The 19,398-nt window shown below is 47.2% G+C and carries 20 protein-coding genes; 17 read left to right on the forward strand and 3 right to left on the reverse strand.

Annotation, left to right across the window (positions count from 1 at the left end; genetic code table 11):
• Window positions 1-405: 405 nt before the first annotated feature.
• A complete protein-coding gene (locus A372_RS0122680) occupies window positions 406-1,014 on the forward strand; it encodes a 50S ribosomal protein L25 (protein ID WP_019423200.1) in 609 nt (202 codons plus the stop codon).
• Window positions 1,015-1,607: 593 nt separating this feature from the next.
• A complete protein-coding gene (locus tag A372_RS34580; RefSeq protein ID WP_051004532.1) occupies window positions 1,608-2,522 on the forward strand; it encodes a M15 family metallopeptidase in 915 nt (304 codons plus the stop codon).
• 66 nt (window positions 2,523-2,588) lie between these two features.
• Here the strand turns inward: A372_RS34580 and A372_RS38770 are convergent, their stop codons facing one another.
• The gene (locus tag A372_RS38770) at window positions 2,589-2,693 is read right to left on the reverse strand and encodes a YjcZ family sporulation protein (RefSeq protein WP_233696635.1); all 105 of its coding nucleotides are present in this window, start codon (window positions 2,691-2,693) and stop codon (window positions 2,589-2,591) included.
• 238 nt (window positions 2,694-2,931) lie between these two features.
• Complete coding sequence (locus A372_RS0122695; RefSeq protein ID WP_019423204.1) at window positions 2,932-3,138, reverse strand: DUF1657 domain-containing protein; 207 nt, start codon at window positions 3,136-3,138, stop codon at window positions 2,932-2,934.
• Between the two features lie 160 nt (window positions 3,139-3,298).
• Between A372_RS0122695 and A372_RS0122700 the strand changes: the two genes are divergently transcribed.
• From A372_RS0122700 to A372_RS34585, 12 genes are all read left to right on the forward strand, one after another.
• Complete coding sequence (locus tag A372_RS0122700; protein WP_019423205.1) at window positions 3,299-4,162, forward strand: DUF421 domain-containing protein; 864 nt, start codon at window positions 3,299-3,301, stop codon at window positions 4,160-4,162.
• A gap of 66 nt (window positions 4,163-4,228) precedes the next feature.
• Window positions 4,229-5,236 (forward strand): stage V sporulation protein AD, encoded by a 1,008-nt coding sequence (spoVAD, locus tag A372_RS0122705; protein WP_019423206.1) that lies wholly within the window; start codon window positions 4,229-4,231, stop codon window positions 5,234-5,236.
• A gap of 64 nt (window positions 5,237-5,300) precedes the next feature.
• Window positions 5,301-6,890 (forward strand): alkaline phosphatase family protein, encoded by a 1,590-nt coding sequence (locus tag A372_RS0122710; protein WP_019423207.1) that lies wholly within the window; start codon window positions 5,301-5,303, stop codon window positions 6,888-6,890.
• Between the two features lie 61 nt (window positions 6,891-6,951).
• Complete coding sequence (locus A372_RS0122715; RefSeq protein WP_019423208.1) at window positions 6,952-7,332, forward strand: YmaF family protein; 381 nt, start codon at window positions 6,952-6,954, stop codon at window positions 7,330-7,332.
• 107 nt (window positions 7,333-7,439) lie between these two features.
• Entirely contained in the window at window positions 7,440-8,393 is a 954-nt protein-coding gene (corA, locus tag A372_RS0122720) for a magnesium/cobalt transporter CorA (protein ID WP_026011236.1), read from the forward strand.
• Between the two features lie 754 nt (window positions 8,394-9,147).
• The gene (locus tag A372_RS0122730) at window positions 9,148-10,911 is read left to right on the forward strand and encodes an ABC transporter substrate-binding protein (RefSeq protein ID WP_019423210.1); all 1,764 of its coding nucleotides are present in this window, start codon (window positions 9,148-9,150) and stop codon (window positions 10,909-10,911) included.
• Window positions 10,912-11,078: 167 nt separating this feature from the next.
• On the forward strand, window positions 11,079-11,453 hold the full coding sequence (locus A372_RS0122735; RefSeq protein WP_443146846.1) for a ribonuclease domain-containing protein: 375 nt from the start codon (window positions 11,079-11,081) through the stop codon (window positions 11,451-11,453).
• Between the two features lie 29 nt (window positions 11,454-11,482).
• Window positions 11,483-11,755: a barstar family protein gene (locus A372_RS0122740; protein WP_019423212.1), complete on the forward strand. Its 273-nt coding sequence runs from the start codon at window positions 11,483-11,485 to the stop codon at window positions 11,753-11,755.
• Between the two features lie 113 nt (window positions 11,756-11,868).
• On the forward strand, window positions 11,869-13,533 hold the full coding sequence (locus tag A372_RS0122745) for a GAF domain-containing sensor histidine kinase (protein WP_019423213.1): 1,665 nt from the start codon (window positions 11,869-11,871) through the stop codon (window positions 13,531-13,533).
• On the forward strand, window positions 13,523-14,170 hold the full coding sequence (locus A372_RS0122750; RefSeq protein WP_019423214.1) for a response regulator: 648 nt from the start codon (window positions 13,523-13,525) through the stop codon (window positions 14,168-14,170). Before A372_RS0122745 ends, A372_RS0122750 begins: the two co-directional genes overlap by 11 nt.
• A gap of 197 nt (window positions 14,171-14,367) precedes the next feature.
• Entirely contained in the window at window positions 14,368-14,994 is a 627-nt protein-coding gene (locus tag A372_RS0122755; protein ID WP_019423215.1) for an FMN-dependent NADH-azoreductase, read from the forward strand.
• A 262-nt stretch (window positions 14,995-15,256) separates the two neighbouring features.
• A complete protein-coding gene (locus A372_RS34585; protein WP_019423217.1) occupies window positions 15,257-15,949 on the forward strand; it encodes a VOC family protein in 693 nt (230 codons plus the stop codon).
• Window positions 15,950-16,013: 64 nt separating this feature from the next.
• Here A372_RS34585 and A372_RS0122770 read toward each other — a convergent pair whose 3' ends face one another.
• Window positions 16,014-16,832, reverse strand: a complete 819-nt coding sequence (locus A372_RS0122770) for an undecaprenyl-diphosphate phosphatase (RefSeq protein WP_192813630.1) — start codon at window positions 16,830-16,832, stop codon at window positions 16,014-16,016.
• Window positions 16,833-17,047: 215 nt separating this feature from the next.
• Between A372_RS0122770 and A372_RS35610 the strand changes: the two genes are divergently transcribed.
• From A372_RS35610 to A372_RS0122785, 3 genes are all read left to right on the forward strand, one after another.
• Complete coding sequence (locus tag A372_RS35610) at window positions 17,048-18,064, forward strand: HNH endonuclease signature motif containing protein (RefSeq protein WP_019423219.1); 1,017 nt, start codon at window positions 17,048-17,050, stop codon at window positions 18,062-18,064.
• 62 nt (window positions 18,065-18,126) lie between these two features.
• Window positions 18,127-18,669, forward strand: coding sequence for an SMI1/KNR4 family protein (locus tag A372_RS0122780; RefSeq protein WP_019423220.1), 543 nt, complete (start codon window positions 18,127-18,129; stop codon window positions 18,667-18,669).
• Window positions 18,670-18,783: 114 nt separating this feature from the next.
• Window positions 18,784-19,206: a hypothetical protein gene (locus A372_RS0122785; protein ID WP_019423221.1), complete on the forward strand. Its 423-nt coding sequence runs from the start codon at window positions 18,784-18,786 to the stop codon at window positions 19,204-19,206.
• Window positions 19,207-19,398 lie beyond the last annotated feature (192 nt).

The raw sequence follows: 19,398 nt of genomic DNA on the forward strand, positions 1-19,398 counted from the left end.
GCGTCTCTTAGTTATTGATTGTGGCTTCAGAGATTTTAAATTTTTGTGGATAGATTTCGTTGGAAAATATACAGTGGAATGCAGCGTATTCGAGCGGTAATGGTCGATTGGTTGGATAGCATCCAATCTAATCTGTTGTTCGTGCTGTAAGCAACTGCTTCAAGTGGATTCAGCTGTATGCAATCCAATGAAACGTTACGTTCAGCTTTAAATGACTCATTTCTATTGTACGAAATCCAATGGAACCGAACCTGTTTCATCGTGGTGAACTTTTGTTGCGATTGAACCCATTATAATATTACTGTTTACAAAACAACTAAGACGGGTAATAACCTCTATGCCTTGCTATAACAGACAGGGCATTTTTGTAGAATGACAGGATTGCGAGAGGGAGGTTGTTACGTTATGAACGCACAGAGCAACATGTACGAATTGAAAGCAGAGAGAAGAACTGATTTCAAGCGTTCCGCCCTTCGGGGCTTGCGGCAACAAGGACGTATTCCGGCAGTCGTCTACGGTTCGAGCATGGACAGCATACCGGTACATGTCGATTCGAAGGAAATTGGAAAATTGGCGCGCAGAGGTAGAACAGAAACGTTTCACTTGAAGATTGAGGGGATGAATCCGATTCAGACCTTAATCAAAGAAATGGAACAGAAAAATGGAGCCTGGATTCATGTCGACTTTCAACAGGTATCGGACAACAAGCCGATTCGTGTACGCGTTCCGATAGAATATCAAGGAACTCCAGCCGGTACGAAGAAAGGCGGAATTATACAGAGCCAGGAAACGGGATTGGAAATCGAAGGTCTTCCTTCCGATTTGCCTTCTGTTTTTGAAGTGGATATTTCCCATTTGAATGTGGGGGACAAGCTCTTGGCGCATGAAGTAGCGCTGCCTGACGATATTCAGCTCATTTCGAACAAGGATGAATTGCTTGTATCCATCATCGTACCACGCGGTGTTGATACGGGAGATGGGGCTGTCGATGCAGCGGACGAGCAACCATCCTGATTCATGTAAATATAGGAAGCCTGTTGAGATTCTTTCAGCAGGCTTCTTTTGGTTTTAAGGAGACTCTCATCCTTTATTAATTGATGCCTTTGCCCATTCTCCCGTTCCTTCAGAAACTCTTATAATCCCATCACCCGAACACTGGGAGTACAACTTCTAAAACCAACAATTATCTGGATACCGCGAGTGAGGAAGTTAAAAGAAACGTCGTCCGAGTAATGTGAGTGAGAAAGGTAAAAGCAGCAGTCGTCCAAACACTGCGTGTGCGGAAGGTAAAAGCCACAGTCATCCAACATTGCGCACAGGAAACGTATGAGCAACAATTATTGGCCAAAACAACAGTTAGCGAGACATTATAAGCCTAACTCGCAGAGCAACAGTAATCGGAGCATAGCAAGCATGATACGGAAAATTACAGCCGTCTCCCAATGTAATGACGTTTTCTGATGATATGGGATAGTGGAGCAAAAGGCAACATGACAGTACTTCTCGCCCTAGACACACCAATGTAATTATAAAATGGACGGTATCTGTGCGTATGCGTACATGGTAAGAGGGTAGTTATTCCATACTAAGACGAGGAGGGTTAGCACATGTCGAATGAAGGATATAGACACTTATATATATGTTGCATGCTAGTTATCACGATGATTGCGGGCTGCGGTTCAATGGCGGAAGCGCCTGTTCCGAACACATCTTCAACCGGATCAGCGAGCCTTTCATCAACTGAATCAAGCACATCATCAGCTGCATCATTATCCAGATCACCGAGCACTTTATCCACCGCATCTTCAAATGAATCATCGAATGCATTGTCAGTTAAGCCCGAATCGGGGAAGCTGCTCGCCGTTGCTTCAGAAGGGCCGAAGACGAAACGGGCAGCGGATATGCAGCCCACTCCAATCAGTCATGACGGCATGGCCATTCTCGTCAATAAACAGCATGCGCTGCCGGATGAATATGAGCCAGATGATTTGGTGGACCCGAAGGTGAAATTTATTTTCCGCGAAAAATCAGAGAAACGTCTCATGCGTCGAGAAGCGGCGCGGGCATTGGAACGAATGTTCGCTGATGCGGAGAAGGACAGCATCTTTTTGGCGGGCGTCTCAGCATATCGTTCTCAAGCGGCGCAATCGTGGATTTATCGTCAATATGTGAAAAAGCACGGCAAAGAGCAAGCAATGTCCTATAGCGCCGAGCCTGGACACAGCGAGCATAAGACGGGGCTTGCGATCGACGTATCTGGGAGCGATGGGAAGTGTGCGGTACAAGATTGCTTTGCCGGCTCCGCAGAAGCCGAATGGATCGCTCGACATGCACCTGAGTACGGATTCATACTGCGCTATCCGAAAGGCAAAGAAATGGTAACGGGCTATCAATATGAGCCTTGGCACTTGCGGTATGTCGGTGTGGAGAGAGCAGCGGAGATGGCGGAACGCAAGCTGACGCTGGAGGAATATGTATACGCGTCCACGACTGCATTGACGGAAAATAAATCTGAACAATAAGAAAGAGAGCCACCTATGGGCTTGACAGTCAAGGCCATAGGTGGCTCGAACTTTACTTGCCCGATCCTAGATCAAAAAGGAACGGCTAATGATGACCAACAAAATGAAGAGTACAAGGATGACACCTGTACTTGTAAAACCGCAACCAAAACCGCCTCTAACGTCGGACATCTGCTCATAACCCCTTTCGTGTGGAGAAATTGAATTACCGTATATTTGTATGTACTTGATATCGACCTTGATTGGACACTTGCGGGGTTTTGTCTGCAAAAACTATATTTGCGCCATAATTCCATTCCCAATGCGATGATCTTTATGAAGATAGGCTTTCTGATGAAAGTCGAAGGGGCAGGCCGATGATTCTAGAGGCCTGCCCCTTCTATTGCTACTACCCATGCGTTAACATGGCTTAAAACCCCTTATACTGAGGTTCTTCCGCTTCTAACTGCTGCACTCGTCCTTCTACCTGCTGAATAACTTGCTGGGTTTGTTGGGCGGCGTTGGTGTACATATTTTTAGCTTCCTGATTTTGTGTGCCTAAGGCAAACTGCTCAAGGTCGGCTTGGACGCCTTTCAACGAAGCCAAACAGGTTTTTACTTGAGATCCTACTGTCATGGTTTCACCACCTTTATCATCAAATCACAAATAATAAGTTGTCCGAAAGTTCCCGGAACCATACTCTCCGGTCGCGATTCATTCCACGCAACATAAAATCCGCTTGTTAGACAAATAATTACTTGTAGCAATTTCATTCGTTCAAAGGGGGATGACACTCATGCCGCAATGGCTAGAAATTACATTAAGAACGCTGGTTGCCGTAGTCACGCTTTTTATATTGACCAAGCTTCTTGGAAAGAGACAGGTCTCTCAGTTATCGGTATTCGAATACATAACGGGGATCACGATCGGGAGTCTTGCCGCTTATGTTTCCTTAGATCTGGAGGATAATTGGTTCTTAGGGTTGGTGTCTTTAGGTGTGTGGACTGCCGTGTCGCTGGGCATCGAATTTCTACAGCTTAAGAGCAAGACGATGAGAAACATTATTGACGGGAAGGCCACCGTACTCATCAAAGACGGTAAAATTTTAGAGGATAATCTGAAAAAAGAGCGTATTACGTCCGACGAGCTGTTGGAATTGCTGCGCAAGAAAAATGTATTCCGCGCGGCTGACGTGGAATTCGCCATCATGGAAACGAGCGGTGAAGTGAACGTGATGCCGAAGCTGGAACACACGCCGCTCACGCCAAGTCATCTCGGGGTTAAAGTCGCACCGGAGAAAGAACCTCTGGCGCTCATCATGGACGGGCAGGTGTTGGAGCAGCCGTTAATTGCGCTAGGAAGAGACGAGACTTGGCTGGAAGAAGAGCTGGCTAAGCTGGGTATCACGGAGACGAAGGACGTCTATTTGGCTCAAATCGACAGTTACGGGAAGCTGTATGTGGACCTGATGAACGATCAAATCAAGGTGACGATGCCGCAGACAGAGGCCGAAGCGCTCGCCAAATTGAAAAAATGTGAAGCTGACTTGGAATTGTTCAGTCTGTCGACTCAAAATGAAGAGGCAAAATCGATGTATGAACAATGTTCCAAAACGCTGCAAACTATCATTACAGACCTTAGACCTTACTTGATTCGATAACAGAGAGAGGCTCAAATTTTGCTTAAAATTATATACTGCATACATTTTGCATGAAGGGGTGCTGACATGCTTAAAGGACAGCAAACGTGGAAGTTTCAACATCCGCCCGTCATTATCGGGACGTCGGCTATCGTCGGCCCGGAAGAGGGACAGGGGCCGCTCGCGACCGATTTCGATCTGATACATGAACAGCTGGATTTACAGGAGCAAACATGGGAAAAGGCGGAACGTAAGCTATTGGAACAAGCGACGCACATGGCCATCACGAAGGCGAACCTGACCGCCAATCATATCGATTATTTCATCGGCGGAGATTTGCTCAATCAGATCATCAGCAACAGCTTTGCCGCTCGTTCCCTCAATATGCCCTTTATCGGAGTATTTGGCGCTTGCTCCACATCGATGGAGTCGCTCGCACTTGCTGCGCTTCTCATCGACTCAGGCAATGCGGATTACGCGCTGGCAGCCACCTGCAGCCACAACTGTACGGTGGAGAAACAGTTCCGATATCCTACGGAATATGGAGCGCAGAAGCCGCCGACTGCGCAGTTTACAGTGACCGGAGCGGGAGCCGCCGTCATCTCAAGCCGGGGAACAGGCCCGAGAGTGACCTCGGCGACGATTGGCAAAGTGATGGACATGGGCTTGAAAGACCCGTTCAATATGGGAGGAGCGATGGCGCCGGCTGCTGCGGATACGATTCGCACGCATTTTCATGACACGGGGCGGAAGCCTGAGGATTACGACCTAATCGTTACAGGCGACTTGGCGTCTGTCGGTCATCCGATTGTGAAAGATTTATTAAAGAAAACAAAAATATATATCGACAACACGACATTTAACGATTGCGGGCTGATGGTGTTCGATATCGAGAAGCAAGCCGTGCAGGCCGGTGGAAGTGGAAGCGCATGCTCGGCCGTGGTGACGTATGGACACATTTTGAAACGGATGAACAAGGGGGAGCTGAAGCGGGTGTTGATCGTTGCGACAGGCGCCTTGTTATCGCCGCTCTCTTACCAGCAAGGGGAGAGCATTCCTTGCATCGCACATGCCGTGTCGATCGAGATGGATTAGAGAGGGACGAGTACGAATCATCACGAAATCCGCCTAATCTAGGCGGTAAAAGGGGGGAAATACGATGAATCGGGGACGCTGGATCTTGATCATGCTGTTGCTGTTCATAAGCATTGTGCCGTCTGCCTGCCAGAAAGGGGAGATTCAGCAAGGTGCACAACCCCGTATCAAGTCGGTTCAGCCCGCAGCATCAACCAAACGTGTCATCCTCGTCATCCTCGATTCGATGATGGATAAGCCGCTGCAGGAAGCGATTCGGAATGGACAAGCTCCAGCATTAAAATTTCTGATTGATCGAGGTCATTACAAACCCGATGTGGTCAGCACGTTTCCGACGATGTCCGTGACGATTGACAGCACGATACTAACCGGATCCGGTCCGGATGGGCATCACGTGCCCGGTCTCGTCTGGTACAATTCACGAGAAGGCAGACTAATCAGCTATGGGACTGCGCTGTGGGAGACGTTGAAGCTGGGTGTGGGCGATGTGTTCAAAAACAGCTTGTACCGGTTGAACAACGTTCACCTGAATAAGCAAGTCAAGACGATACATGAAGAGTTGGCCGCAAGAGGAATAGAGACGGCGTCTATCAACGGAATGGTGTATCGGGGAACGACAGAACATCGTCTGAAGGTGCCAGCCGCGTTCGCGGACAGCACCTCATTGCCACGGGACCTGAAAACGTTAGCGCCGAAATGGTTCTCTCTGGGCGTTCTGTCCAGACTGAAGCCGGACGATGTGCGGAATACTCATGCATGGCAAAGCTATGGTCTGAACGATGAATTCTCGGCTGACGAGCTCATCTATTTGATTGAGCAAGATCGTCTTCCGTCATTTACCCTCGTTTATTTGCCGAACAATGATCATGATGTTCACCGTAAAGGGCCAGCGGAGACGCGTGGCATCGAACGGGCGGACAAGCAACTGCAGCGGGTATTTCAAGCGTTCGGTTCTTGGGATGCGGCCATGAAAGACAACGTGTGGATCATTGCCGGAGACAGCGGCCAGACCTATATCGAACGGGAACGCGAGCGTTCCATCATCGATTTGAGGCAGGTGCTGAATTCGTATCGCATCGCCGCATTGAGCAAGCCCGTCACGAAGCAGGATCAGATCGTGCTCGCCGTGAATGAACGGATGGCCTATGTGTATATCAACGATTCGAAAGTAGCAAAAGCAGAAGCAGTCCGCCGCTTGCAGCAAGAGAAACGGATTGATGTGATTGCATGGCGGGAAGGCGGAGACATTCTTGTTCGATCCGGACGTAACGAACAAGAACTAACTTATCGGCCGAATGGAAACGTTCGTGACAGACACGGGCAAACATGGAACATACGAGGTGATATAGGGCTCCTCGACATGTCACTGCGGAAATCGGATAAGAGGCTAGAGTACGGCGATTATCCCGATGCGCTCATGCGGCTTCATAGCGCGCTTTCTTCGCACGAAGGCAATTTCGTCATCGTCACAGCCGCGCCGGGCAGTGAATTCATTGGAGAGAGCTCGCCAACTCATAGCGGCGGCGCCGGACATGGTTCGCTACATAAGCAGGATTCACACGTTCCGCTCCTCATCAGCGGCTCGGAGACTCGTCCGGATATATTCCGACTTGTGGATGTGAAACGATGGATCATGAACGAACTAGGTCATTAACCAACTATTACAATCGCACATATAATACGTTACTGATCTGAGTAGAAGGATGTGTAACGTAATGGAAATACCGGTTACCGGGTTCGTCGTTCATTCGGAAGATGGGTCCGGACATCATTCGCACGGTTTGTATATCACGTCATGGAACGGAAGACCTGTCCATACCCATAAGTTTGCAGGGCAGACGTCAGTTGATGTCGGTCATCGTCATCAATATGCCGGTACGACAGCGCCTGCGCCGAGCGGAGTCCCTCACATGCACGAATACTACACTGTTACTTCGTTCGATGATGGCCATACTCATATTATCCAGGGAGTGACCGACCCAGCCGTCCCGCTTCCAGGTGGAGGACACTACCATTTGTTCGAGGGTGTCACGACGGTTAACGGCATGATTCCGCATAGTCATGCCTACAGCGGGCGCACAGGCAACGAAGAGTAAATGAAAATCGGGTGGTCCGGGCAGGAGTGTTCCTGCCTTTTTCATTTTTCACGTGCAGCGTGTACAATGGATTCATCAAGATGGGAATAGAGAGGAATGGAACTGCATTGATTCGTACACTCGCGCTGACGAAGGACGCCACACTGCTGCATAATTTGCCGCTCGAACGATTGAGAGCTGCGGATATCGAATGGTATTGGGTTGATTTCGATAGTCCAAGCCATGAAGAAGCAGCCTTATTGGACCGTGTTTTTCATTTTCATCCGTTAGCGATTGAAGACTGTCTTCACTTTCTGCAGCGCCCGAAGATGGATTATTACGGAGATTACAATTTTTTTGTGCTTCATGCTTTAAACCAACGGACTTTGGATGCGGAAGAAGTTGATTTATTTGTCGGGGGCAACTATGTTGTCTCCTTTCACCTGCAGCAATCGGAGGAGCTTGAAGAGGTGTGGGAGAAAATATCAGTGAATGAAGCGATATGGGCAAAAGGGCCCGTCTATATCGCCTATCTCGTCATGGATAAACTGGTGGATCAATATTTCCCTGCCGTGTATCTGATCGAAGAAGCTGTCGATAAGCTGGATGACAATCTGAAGAGAGCGAACGGGAATCGATTGATGGACGAACTGTTCGACATCCGCGGAGATTTGCTGAAGCTTCGGCGGACGATAAATACGATGCGTGATTTACTGTACCGTATTTTGAATTCTGAGCGGCTGGCTGCTTTTAAAGAGCACCATGTCTATTTTGTCGACATTCACGATCATTTGCTGCGTCTGTCTGAATTGATCGAATCCAATCGGGAAATGACGGCAGATATACGTGACAGTTACACTTCTTTTAACTCCAATCGGATGAATAGCATCATGATGACGCTCACGATTATTTCTTCCATTTTTATTCCGTTAACGTTTATCGCTGGTGTATACGGGATGAACTTTGAATTCATGCCAGAGCTGAAATCACATTACGGATACTTTATCGTATTGATAGTGATGGTTCTAATCGGTGTGGGGATGTACTTGTGGTTTCGGAGAAAAGGCTGGTTCAAAGTGTAATGCCCATATAGACTATTAATAGAAATAATACGATTAAATATTAATGGCATTAATATATTAAAAGCAAACCTCTGAGAGTGCATTTAAAACGGGCGGTTCACAAAACGAAAATGGATACAGCAATCCGAAGGTAGGCGAATTGTTCCAAAAAGCAAGAGCGGAAATTGACATCGAAAAACGCAAACCGATCTATTAAAGAACTGTATAAAGAATTGAATGAAGATTTACCGTATATGTTCATGTACAAGTGCCGTGATATGTGGGCGACGAACGCACGCATTCAAGGTTTTGACATGTCTCCTTATCGAGACTTCACTTACATTCTGCCTACCATTCAAATTCAATAAGTCTATTACACTGCATATGCTCAGCCGATTTGGCTGGGCATTTTTTATTCGTTTGTGTGCAATGAAAAGCCGCGGCAATACGGTGTCATCCCACAAATTAATAACCATATAATGTATATCAAGTGTGGTGATTACAGGCGGATTCTTATGCATGAAATTCATTCTTTTAGAATAAATATAGGGATTTACAAATGAAAAATTTTAAAGTAATATTATGGATAATTATTGAACGCCTCAAACTGGATACCTTATTTTGGTAATGAACTTCATAGAATCTCACTTGACCAATGTTCTATTAATATGCCCTGCATCTATGTTACGAACGTTATGTATATCAGCTATACCCATCCTATGTGCATAATTTATTTAACATAAGAAAGATTATTTTTTCGCAGGGGGAGAATCTATTGAAAAAGAAATTCAGTACCATCATGTGCTTGCTTCTGTCATTGACATTAGTCCTGTCCGCATGCGGCGGCGGAAGCAATGTGGGATCCGGCGACAAGCCGAATGAGCAAGCAGCCGAACAGCCGAAGGAAGAAGGCAATGACAAGGAGCAAGGCGCGGATAGCGATATTGTCTCTGAAGGCGTTATCAAAGCTTCGGACCCGGCAAAATCTCCGGAAGCCGCAAAAAACCGCAAAGATATGATTATCGTTGGAATGACCGCTCCGTCCGGCATCATCAATCCAATTTTTGCGGAGAACGTGTATGACAATTATATGACCTCCGCAGTGTTTAATTCCTTGCTCAAAATAAACCAGGACGGCACGTATTCCGAAGATTTGGCGGAAAGCTACGAAGTTTCGGAAGACAAGCTGAGATATATATTCAAGCTCAAAGACGGGGTCAAGTTCAGCGACGGCACGCCGTTAACCGCTGAAGACGTGGCCTTCTCCATCACGCTGCTGCATGACAAATCCTACGACGGTCCTACCGACGTCATTGCCCATGCCCGCATCAAAGGCGGTCAGGAATATAAAGACGGCAAAGCAACCTCAATTGAAGGCATCAAAGTTATTGACCCGAAAACGATTGAAATAACGACAACCGAAATCAGCGCATTGGCATTTTCCACCATCGGTGGTGTAGGTGTCATGCCAAAAGCATATTATGGAAAAGATTATAAGCAAGGCAGCCTCGGCTATATGAGAGATCTGTTCACTTTGCCGCTCGGTTCCGGCCCCTACAAGCTGGTTAAGTTCGTAGCCGGACAGGAAGCAGTGTTCGCAGCGAATGAGCTGTATTTCGAAGGCAAACCAAAGATCGAAAATATGATTTACAAATTTACGACAGAAGAAACAAACGTCCAACTGCTGCAAACGGGCGAGACGGACATGGACGATATTAGCGTAAACAAAGATCAGGTGGAACAATTGAAAGAAATGGGCTTTCTCGATGTTACGCTGTTCCCGACTAACGGATATGGATATATTACGTTTAACCATAACCGCGATCAATTCAAAGATAAGAGAGTCCGTCAAGCGTTGACATACGGCTTGAACCGTCAAGAAATCGTTGATGCCATCTATCAAGGCTATGCGGAAGTCATCGATGTACCGCAGTCTAAAGTATCTTGGTCTTATACAGATGAAGTGACTCATTATAACTTTGACCTTGATAAAGCAAAGCAATTGCTGGATGAAGCCGGCTGGAAGGTCGGAGCGGACGGCCTTCGTGAGAAGGATGGTAAGAAATTCAAAATCAACTTCACGGCGACGACGCCAAATCCGGTCAATGACGCCATCATTCCGATCGCGCAAGCCAATTACAAAGAACTCGGCATCGAGTTCAACGCTGAAATGATGGACTTCAATGCCGTCGTCGAAAAGCGGAAAAAGGGCGATTTTGACATGCTGTTCATGGCATGGCAATTGACGCCGGATCCGCAAACCGGCGAGAACGTGTTCAAGACGGGCGGCTCACAGAATGATGTCGGTTATTCCAACCCAAAAGTCGACGAATTGTTTACGAAAGCAGGTAAGGAAATTGACGTCGAGAAACGCAAACCAATCTTCAAAGAGCTGTATCAAGAACTGAATGAAGATTTGCCTTACATTTTCATGTATCAGCGCCGCGATATGTTTGGTACGAACGCGCGCATTCAAGGCTTTGACATGTCGCCATACCGCAACTTTACGTATGATCTAGCCAAGATTCAAATTCAATAGCAATAATTGAACAGAACTCTCTCGACTTTGTCGGAGGGTTCTCTTTTTGTGTGATCGTGATGTGCTGGCGAAAAGATGGTAAGATAGTACGGTGAAATCGTCAGAGATAGGGGGAAACCAACTTGAAGTGGTTGAAGTCCTTGTGTCTGCTGCTGCTTACGTTATTGGTGCTGGCCGGCTGCAGTCCTTCCGTTGCACCTATATCGGACACGCAGCCATTAACCGGGTTTCAGGAGGTAGCGGACTATATCAAGGCCCATCAGGCGTTGCCGGAAAGCTTCATTACGAAGAAGGAAGCCGAAGCGCTCGGGTGGCAAGCGAAGAAAGGCAATTTGCATGAGATGGCCCCGGGGAAGAGCATCGGCGGAGATGTGTTCCGCAATCGGGAAGGGAAGCTGCCGAAGAAGAAGGGCCGGGTCTGGTACGAAGCCGACATCAACTATGAGTCTGGCTTTCGGGGGAAGGACCGCATTTTATATTCCAGTGACGGCCTCATATATAAGACGGAAAATCATTATGAGACGTTTGAACCGATGAATTGAATGAAGAGCAGCAGAGAGGAGGGTTGGGAATGCGCACCATTATTTTGGATGGCCATCACTATGAGACCCGTGATCAGCTGCACGACGCATTGAAGGAGAAGCTGGAGCTTCCGGATTATTACGGCTGCAATCTTGATGCGTTGTGGGACTGTCTGACCGGGTGGATTGAGCTTCCGCTTATGATTCAATGGACTCACTTCGAACAGAGCGAGATCCATCTGGGAGACTATAGCCACCAACTGCTGGATCTGTTCCGTGAGGCTGAGGAAGAATTAGCAGGGTTTCAACTGCTCGTAGAATAATAGGCTGTGTCCCGTAAAGCGGGGTATTTGTTCGTCGAAACCGACGAGCGAATACCCTATTTTTTGTTTATAATGGTTATAAATAAAAAAGATTGCAGACGGAGGGAGCGAATATGGGCAGCGAGATTGCCATTGATGAACTTCAGGCCTTCAAGATGATAGCTGAAACGATTAACCGTTCGAGGGAGCTTCCGGCGTTATTGAATAATGTATTGCGCACTTTGGTGGAAATTACGGGGCTCAAAGCTGGATGGATTTTTCTCATTGAGGAGAAGTCAGATTATACGCTGGCGGCTGATTACCAGCTTCCGCCGGCGCTGGATGCGGATGGCAAGTATCATATGAAGCATGGCTCGTGCTGGTGCATTGACCGGTACCGGAAGGGAAAGATTCTGCAAGCGGACAATACGCTCAATTGCAAACGGTTAGAGGATGCCGTGAAATATCGGTGGGGCGATACCGAAGGCATTACGCATCATGCCACCATCCCGCTTCACTCAGGAGAACGGCTATACGGAATTCTGAATGTGGCTGCGCCCGGCAAGGAACAGTTCCATGCCAAAGAATTGATGCTGCTGCAGTCGGTCGCCTATCAGATCGGAACCGCGATCGAACGAACTTTGCTCTATCAATCCCGCCTGAAGCGGGCTGAGCTATTGAATCGGTTGAGCGGTTTGTCGCTTAGTCTGGGAGGCGTGGTCGATGTGAAGCAGATTCCGGAAATCGTCGTACGCGCCGTCGGGGAGCACCTAGGGTGTCCGGCTGCAGCCGTATATATTGCGGAGGGCGGCAAGCTGTCCCGGCATATCAAGCTGGAGAACGGAAAGATGTCGCGGCGGGTCCAGCGTTCGGGCTCAACGGCATTGGGTCCAATCTGGACCGCATATGCAGAGAGCAAGCCTCATGTCTGGAACGAGTTCCATGACCGTTCTGATGAGCGCCCCAGCTCATACCGGTATATGGCTTCGCAAGCAGCCGTACCCGTCCTCCTGCGGGATAAGCCGATTGGCGTCATCCACGCGGGCAGTGCGGAACAGAAGCATATCGATGCCGTGATGATGGAAATGCTTCAGTTGGTGGCTGAGCATATGTCCCGCGCCTATGAGACAGCACAGTATCATGAACAGCAGCTCCATTTGCTTATGTGGCAGGAACGCAACCGATTGGCCCGGGATTTGCACGATTCGGTATCCCAGAAGCTGTTCGCCCTGCAATTGACGACGCGAGGGATGGAGAGCTTGATGTCGGTTCCAGCCTCCTTACCCGGCTTCCAAGGGGAGTCCATTCTGTCCGCTCTGACGGAAATGCAAGAGCTGACGAAGGATGCGGTATGCGAGATGCGTTCGCTCATCTGGCAGCTGCGCCCCGCCGGGTTGGAGGAGGGCCTTCTTACGGGGCTGATCCGGTACGGCAAGACGCAGGGCGTGCTGGTGATCGCTCACTCCGAGATCATGCTGGAGTTGCCCCGCTATTTGGAGGAGACGTTATTCCGCATCGGGCAAGAAGCGCTTAATAATGTGCGCAAGCATGCACGGACGAACACGGCACATATGCGTCTATATATGGAAGGCGGGCAGGTTGCGCTAGAAATTACGGATGAAGGGGCTGGCATCGTCGCGTCCGAGCTGCAGCAGAGCGCAGGGGTAGGCATTATCGGCATGCGCGAGCGGGCGGAAGCGTACGGAGGCATGTTCAGTATGGAGAGCGGCTCCCGCCGGGGGACCCTTATACGGGTTATGCTGCCTTTGAAGAAGGAAGGGAATCGATATGGCGATTAAGGTATTGCTTGTGGATGATCATACGGTGGTGCTGCGCGGGCTCCGCTTCTTCTTAAGGATGCAGCGAGATATCGAGGTGATCGGCGAAGCGTTGAATGGGATTGATGCAATACGAATGTCGGAAACGTTGAAGCCGGATGTCGTCGTCATGGATTTGATGCTGCCTCAGATGAATGGAATCGAAGCGACACGGCACATCCGGCAGCATCTTCCGGACACGAAAGTGCTAGTATTGACGTCTTATTTCGATAAAGATCACGTCGTTCCGGCCATTCAAGCCGGAGCCAACGGCTATTTAATGAAGGATATTATGCCGGATGAACTCGTGCAGGCCATCGTCGGCGTGCATCAAGGCCAAGTTCAGCTTCATCCGGGCGTGACCGAGCAGTTGATGTCGCACTTGGCCTGTCGTCCGGAGCCGGAAGACAACGAACCTAATCTGGAGTCGCTTACGCATCGTGAGAAGGAAGTGCTGCACCTGATCTCGCTGGGCAAGAGCAACAAGGAGATCGCCGCTGATATCCATATCACGGAGAAGACCGTCAAGACGCATGTAAGTAATTTGCTTGGCAAGCTGGGAATGTCCGCCCGCACGCAAGCGGCGATATTTGCAGTGAAAAAGGGCTTAGCAGAATAGTTCAACTACAACTAAAGTCGTAGAAAAGTCCGATCAAAGATCGGGCTTTTTTGGTATGCCGGTGTCCGTCTGCCCGCCGACGCGAACCCGCTCCGGGACCTGTTATGCTAACGTTACAGGACGATATGCAATTCCGCTGTAATACCATAACCCGGCATAATCCGCTCTGGGAAATTGAACGCAAGGGAGAAAGTCAAATGAATCAAGTATTGTTCGTGAAAGCCAATTGCCGTTCCGTTGAACAGTCCGTCAGCGTAAAACTGTATCATGCGTTTTTGGAATGCTACCAGAAAACAAACCCGTCTGATCGCATCACTGAGCTGGATTTATATGCCGAGGAACTGCCTTACTATAACAATGACATGATGAACGGCATGTACAAGCTCCGGAAGGACGAAATACTGTCGCCAACGGAACGAAATAACGTCAACCTAATCATGCGCTATCTAAACCAATTCGTCGCGGCGGATAAGGTCATATTCGCTTTCCCGATGTGGAATACGACGGTTCCGACTGTGCTGCACACGTATATGGATTACTTGAATCAGCCGGGAACGACGTACCGTTATACACCGAACGGAGCGATCGGGCTCATGCATAACAAGAAGGTCGCCCTTTTGCATGCGCGAGGAGGCGTCTATTCCAGTGGTCCGGCCGTTGAAGAGGAGATGGCGGTGCGCTTCATGAAGCATAATCTGAAGCTGTTCGGTATCGATGATATCGTCACCGTTATCGTCGAAGGACATAATCAATATCCAGAGCAGCAGCAACGCATCATTGAAATGGGCATCGAGGCGGCATCGAAAGCAGCAATCGCTTTTTAGAGATCAGGAAGCGCGCATAGAAGGGGGGCGCACAAAGCTGAAAATAATGATGGTAGAGCCTAACCCGAGAGCATGGATATGGCTGTGGAAATACAGGGACATGTTGATTGGGAACAATCCAATCCTTGCGTCGGCCGAAATCGATGTGCTGTATCTTCATCAGCGGCATATGTAAGTCGAGCAAGAAGAGCATGAGGAGTACCGTCCGAATGCGGTCGGTGCTCCTGAACATCCATTTCATATTAAAGAGGAGGACATTGCCATGAAAATACAAGAAATCAGGTTGCATACGAGCGACTTGCAGAATATCAAGAGGTTCTATTCCCAAGTGCTAGGACTGCCAATTATGCATGAACACGGGGGAGGCATCACGTTTCAAGCAGGTGCCTCACAGCTTACCTTCGTACACAATAACGAGGCTGAGGCTGGACGTCCGTTTTATCATTTCGCATTCAACATAACTGAGAGTAAAATAGAGCAATGCGTGGAATGGCTGAAACGGAAACAGGCGGCTATCAACTGTATAGAAGGGAAAGATATTCAGCACTTATCGCACTGGAATGCGCATGCCGTATATCTCTACGACCCCGCAGGCAACCTTATCGAATTCATTGCGCGGCATAATGGTCAGGACAGAGAAGCAGGCGAATCCGCTTCGTTCGGTGTGCCGGACATTCAATGCATCAGTGAGATCGGCCTGCCGGTCGAGGATGTGCCAGAAGCGGCAGCAGTCCTGAAGGAGCGCTATGGGGCTGACGTGTACATAGCGGCCTATCCGCTCTTTGCGCCACTAGGCAATGAGGAAGGGCTGTTGATTCTATGTTCTACGCAGCGGAAATGGTTCGGCACCGACAAGTACGCAGCGATCCATCCGATAGAAATTGTGTTGCGCGACTCTGTCCGCGATGATGCTCAGTTTCTGCAATATCCGTATCGGATGATTAGACAAGATTGAAAAATGGAACCGGAATAGAAGCAAAACAGCCTTTGATCGCGAGGATCAAAGGCTGTCTGTACGATTACAAGAACACGAAATAGATAACAGCGGCCAACACGAGGCGGTACACCGCGAACGGAACCAGCTTCACCTTGTTAATCAGCTTCAGGAAGAAGCGGATCGAGATTAATGCGAAGATGAAGGCGCTGATGAATCCGATAATGAAGAACGGCAGCGCATCAACGGTGAAATCCTTCCAATGCTTCAGCAGCGACAAGCCGCTCGCGCCCGCCATGACCGGTACGGCCATAATGAAGGTGAAGTCGGCTGCCGCGCGGTGGCTCATGCCTAATAGAACGCCTCCCGAAATGGTCGATCCGGAGCGGGAAAATCCCGGCCACAGGCCCAAACATTGAAACAGACCGATACCTAATGCTTGCTTGTACGTGATCTGGTCGACCGTCTTCGCGGATGGCTTGCTCGGGCGGAACCAGTCCGCCGCTAACATCAAAATGGCTCCGAGCACCAGACCGATGAGCACCGTCTGGATAGAGAACAAATATTCATCGATATAGTTTTCGAAGAGGAGCCCGAGGACTGCCGCCGGAATCAACCCGACGATAACCTGCGTCAGTTTCAGCCGGCGTCCTCTGCCAAGTTCCGGGTGTACCGGCCCTTTCTTCAAGCCCAAGAGATGCATGAATCGATCCCAGAACACGACGACGACCGCCAGGATGGAGCCCAATTGGATGACAACCTTAAAGGTGTTCGCAATCGAAGGAGTGAATAGTTCCTTGGAGTGCAGCAAAAAATCATCCACTAAGATCATGTGTCCAGTCGAAGAGACCGGAGCAAATTCAGTCAAGCCTTCTACAAGTCCCAGTATAAAGCCGACAAACATTTCCCACCAATTCAAAATTTCACTCTCCCATTTCCAGCCTGTCCTTCTAACTTAGAGATATAACATTTGTATTATATAGGTTTTTGAACGGAGATGGTAGCCGTTGGACTAACAGTCTAACATCGAATACAAAATAATGGAATAAAAATAATATCATTACAATATTATGAATCAGGAAATTGTTTGGAGCATGTGCAAAATAGGAGGTTGATGGGTTGAAAAGAGTTATGTCACTTGTTTTATTTGTTGCTTTATTACTCACCATGTTTGTTGGCACCCCGGTCCAAGCACAGAACGAGGACTACGACACGGATTTAACTTATGAAAGTAATCCGGAAGTTACATCCAATCTCGATGAAATTAAAGAAAAGATTTCGGAGCTCCAAAGGCGAGGTTACATAGGAGATGAAAGTAGTCTGAATGAAATCAATCTTCCGGGTCAGCAGCAGGCCAGCTACGACAATGTAGAATTATTGGCGGAAACCTACGTCCTTGTCGGTTTAGATACGGATACAAATAAGACGATTGATATTGATCAACTTATTTTAGACAATGGTCCCTCGGATACAGAAAAACCATTAAATCTGGTATTTTATACATTGAAAATTACAGATTTTATAGGAAATCCAAATACAACCGAAGCCGATTTTGTCCATTCTGCCGCTGTAACTTCAGCATTAGGCTGTTGTAGTTTTCCGAAAGATTATACAATAAATAGCTCCGTATACCAAAGTACTGACGGTACTATTTATGCTGAATTTGCTAAAAAAATTGAAACTGTGAAAATTCGTGAGGATGTTAATATAGTCACCAGAATCAATACCACATTTTACTGGAAGTCTGACGCCACAGCTTATGCTAATTTTAAAGACGCTTCGAATCTGGCGGCTTCTGGAACTGAAGGCCCTTTCCTCTTAAATAAAAAGGGTGTAAAGTATCCTGAATATACCGATAATAATTCAAAGCTGGTGCTAACAAAACCTGCTTCTACAACTTGGACGAAAGGGAACATAGGTTGCGGTTTAACGCCGACAGAGAGAATAAAGTACAGAGACTATTATGACACTAGTTATGGCAGTATAACATGGGTAGATAATCTAGGCAGGGTTAAGTATGAAATTCATCACATTAGACCGTGTAATTATGGCGGCACCAATATTTATGATAATCTTATACCGTTACCCTATGATTTTCACCGAAAAGTAGTGACACCTTGGTGGTCGTCATATTAATATGAGGACGAGAGTGAAAACACTAAAATCACGCCCTATCATCACAACATTTGGAGGATTATATGTCGATTGGAAGTATTTGTGGATCATTAAAAGACAGACTATGTGAAAACAGCACTCTAAAAGTGCAGCATGCGGGCGGAGAATTATATATGACCTATTTCTCCTGGAGGCAGCCTGCTAATAAAGATAAAATCAATACTTTGCAAGAAAATAGCGGGTGGAGGCTTCCTAGAGATTTTATAGAGTTTTTGTTAGTTTCAGATGGAGCTTCTTTATTTTGCAATAAAATGGATGAAAGCAGAGTAGAACTTTACAGTGTAAATGAAATAAATGAATACTACGAAGATTATGCCAAAGGAGACGGATATTTGAGAACATATCCGCCCGAATGGGTGATGATTGGGGAATATAGCGGATATGGGGAATATTTTTTTATTGATAGCAAAAAAGTTAAGGATGGCGAGAACCGCTGTATGATTAACGTTTCAGTAGGCAATATCATCTCAATGGAAATTGATTTTACTACTTGGCTTGATCGATTAATTGTTGCTCAAGGAGAACGTTTCTGGCTATGGAACGAGAGCAAGCACATAGATATATAAACCAATTTAACTGTATATGAGAGTTATCATCTGTGTTATTTTTCAGGGTTCGCTTATAGAACTTATAAAGTGCCCTTGGTGTGTATTCACTAATTGTTTAGGAGGAACGCAGAAATGAGAAAAAAGCTATTTGTATTACTGATGGTTTTTGCTGTATTTTTCTCCTTAGGAACAAGTGTTTTTGCTAAAGAATTCAATTTCGACCTCAAAGATGGTAATTTTTTCGGAGTACTAACTTCGAGCGGCGATTATGACAAACTGAACTTTAACCCCTATGAAATTATCGGAAAAACCCTTTATTTCCAATTACATGGCCCTTCAACTTCTGTATATAAAGTTCAATTATACGAGGGGAGTTCTAGTAAAAAAACGCTCGACCAAGGGGATATAGGTATCTATTCCAATTTTATCGCCGGAAAAAACTATTATTTCAGAATATCCACTAAAAAATTCGATAAAAACTCCAACGACCGTGATTATAAACTGAGTGTATGGTACTATAATACGAATAATCAGAAAGTATACATTACGAAGTAATAATTTAGCACCAAGGGTGCTTTATGAGTTCTGAAAACAGCGATCCCGTTTATTATAATAGCTCTTTTATGCAAATGGTCTCAACCGTGCTTAATCGCACGGTTTTTTTTATGCGATTATATCTGTCGAGCTGAAAAAGGAGTTATCCTCTAACGGCTGTAACTCATTCATTGACCACGTAGGTTTAGAGGA

It is taken from the genome of Paenibacillus sp. OSY-SE (assembly GCF_000283315.1).
GTDB classification, from domain to species: Bacteria; Bacillota; Bacilli; order Paenibacillales; family Paenibacillaceae; genus Paenibacillus_B; species Paenibacillus_B profundus.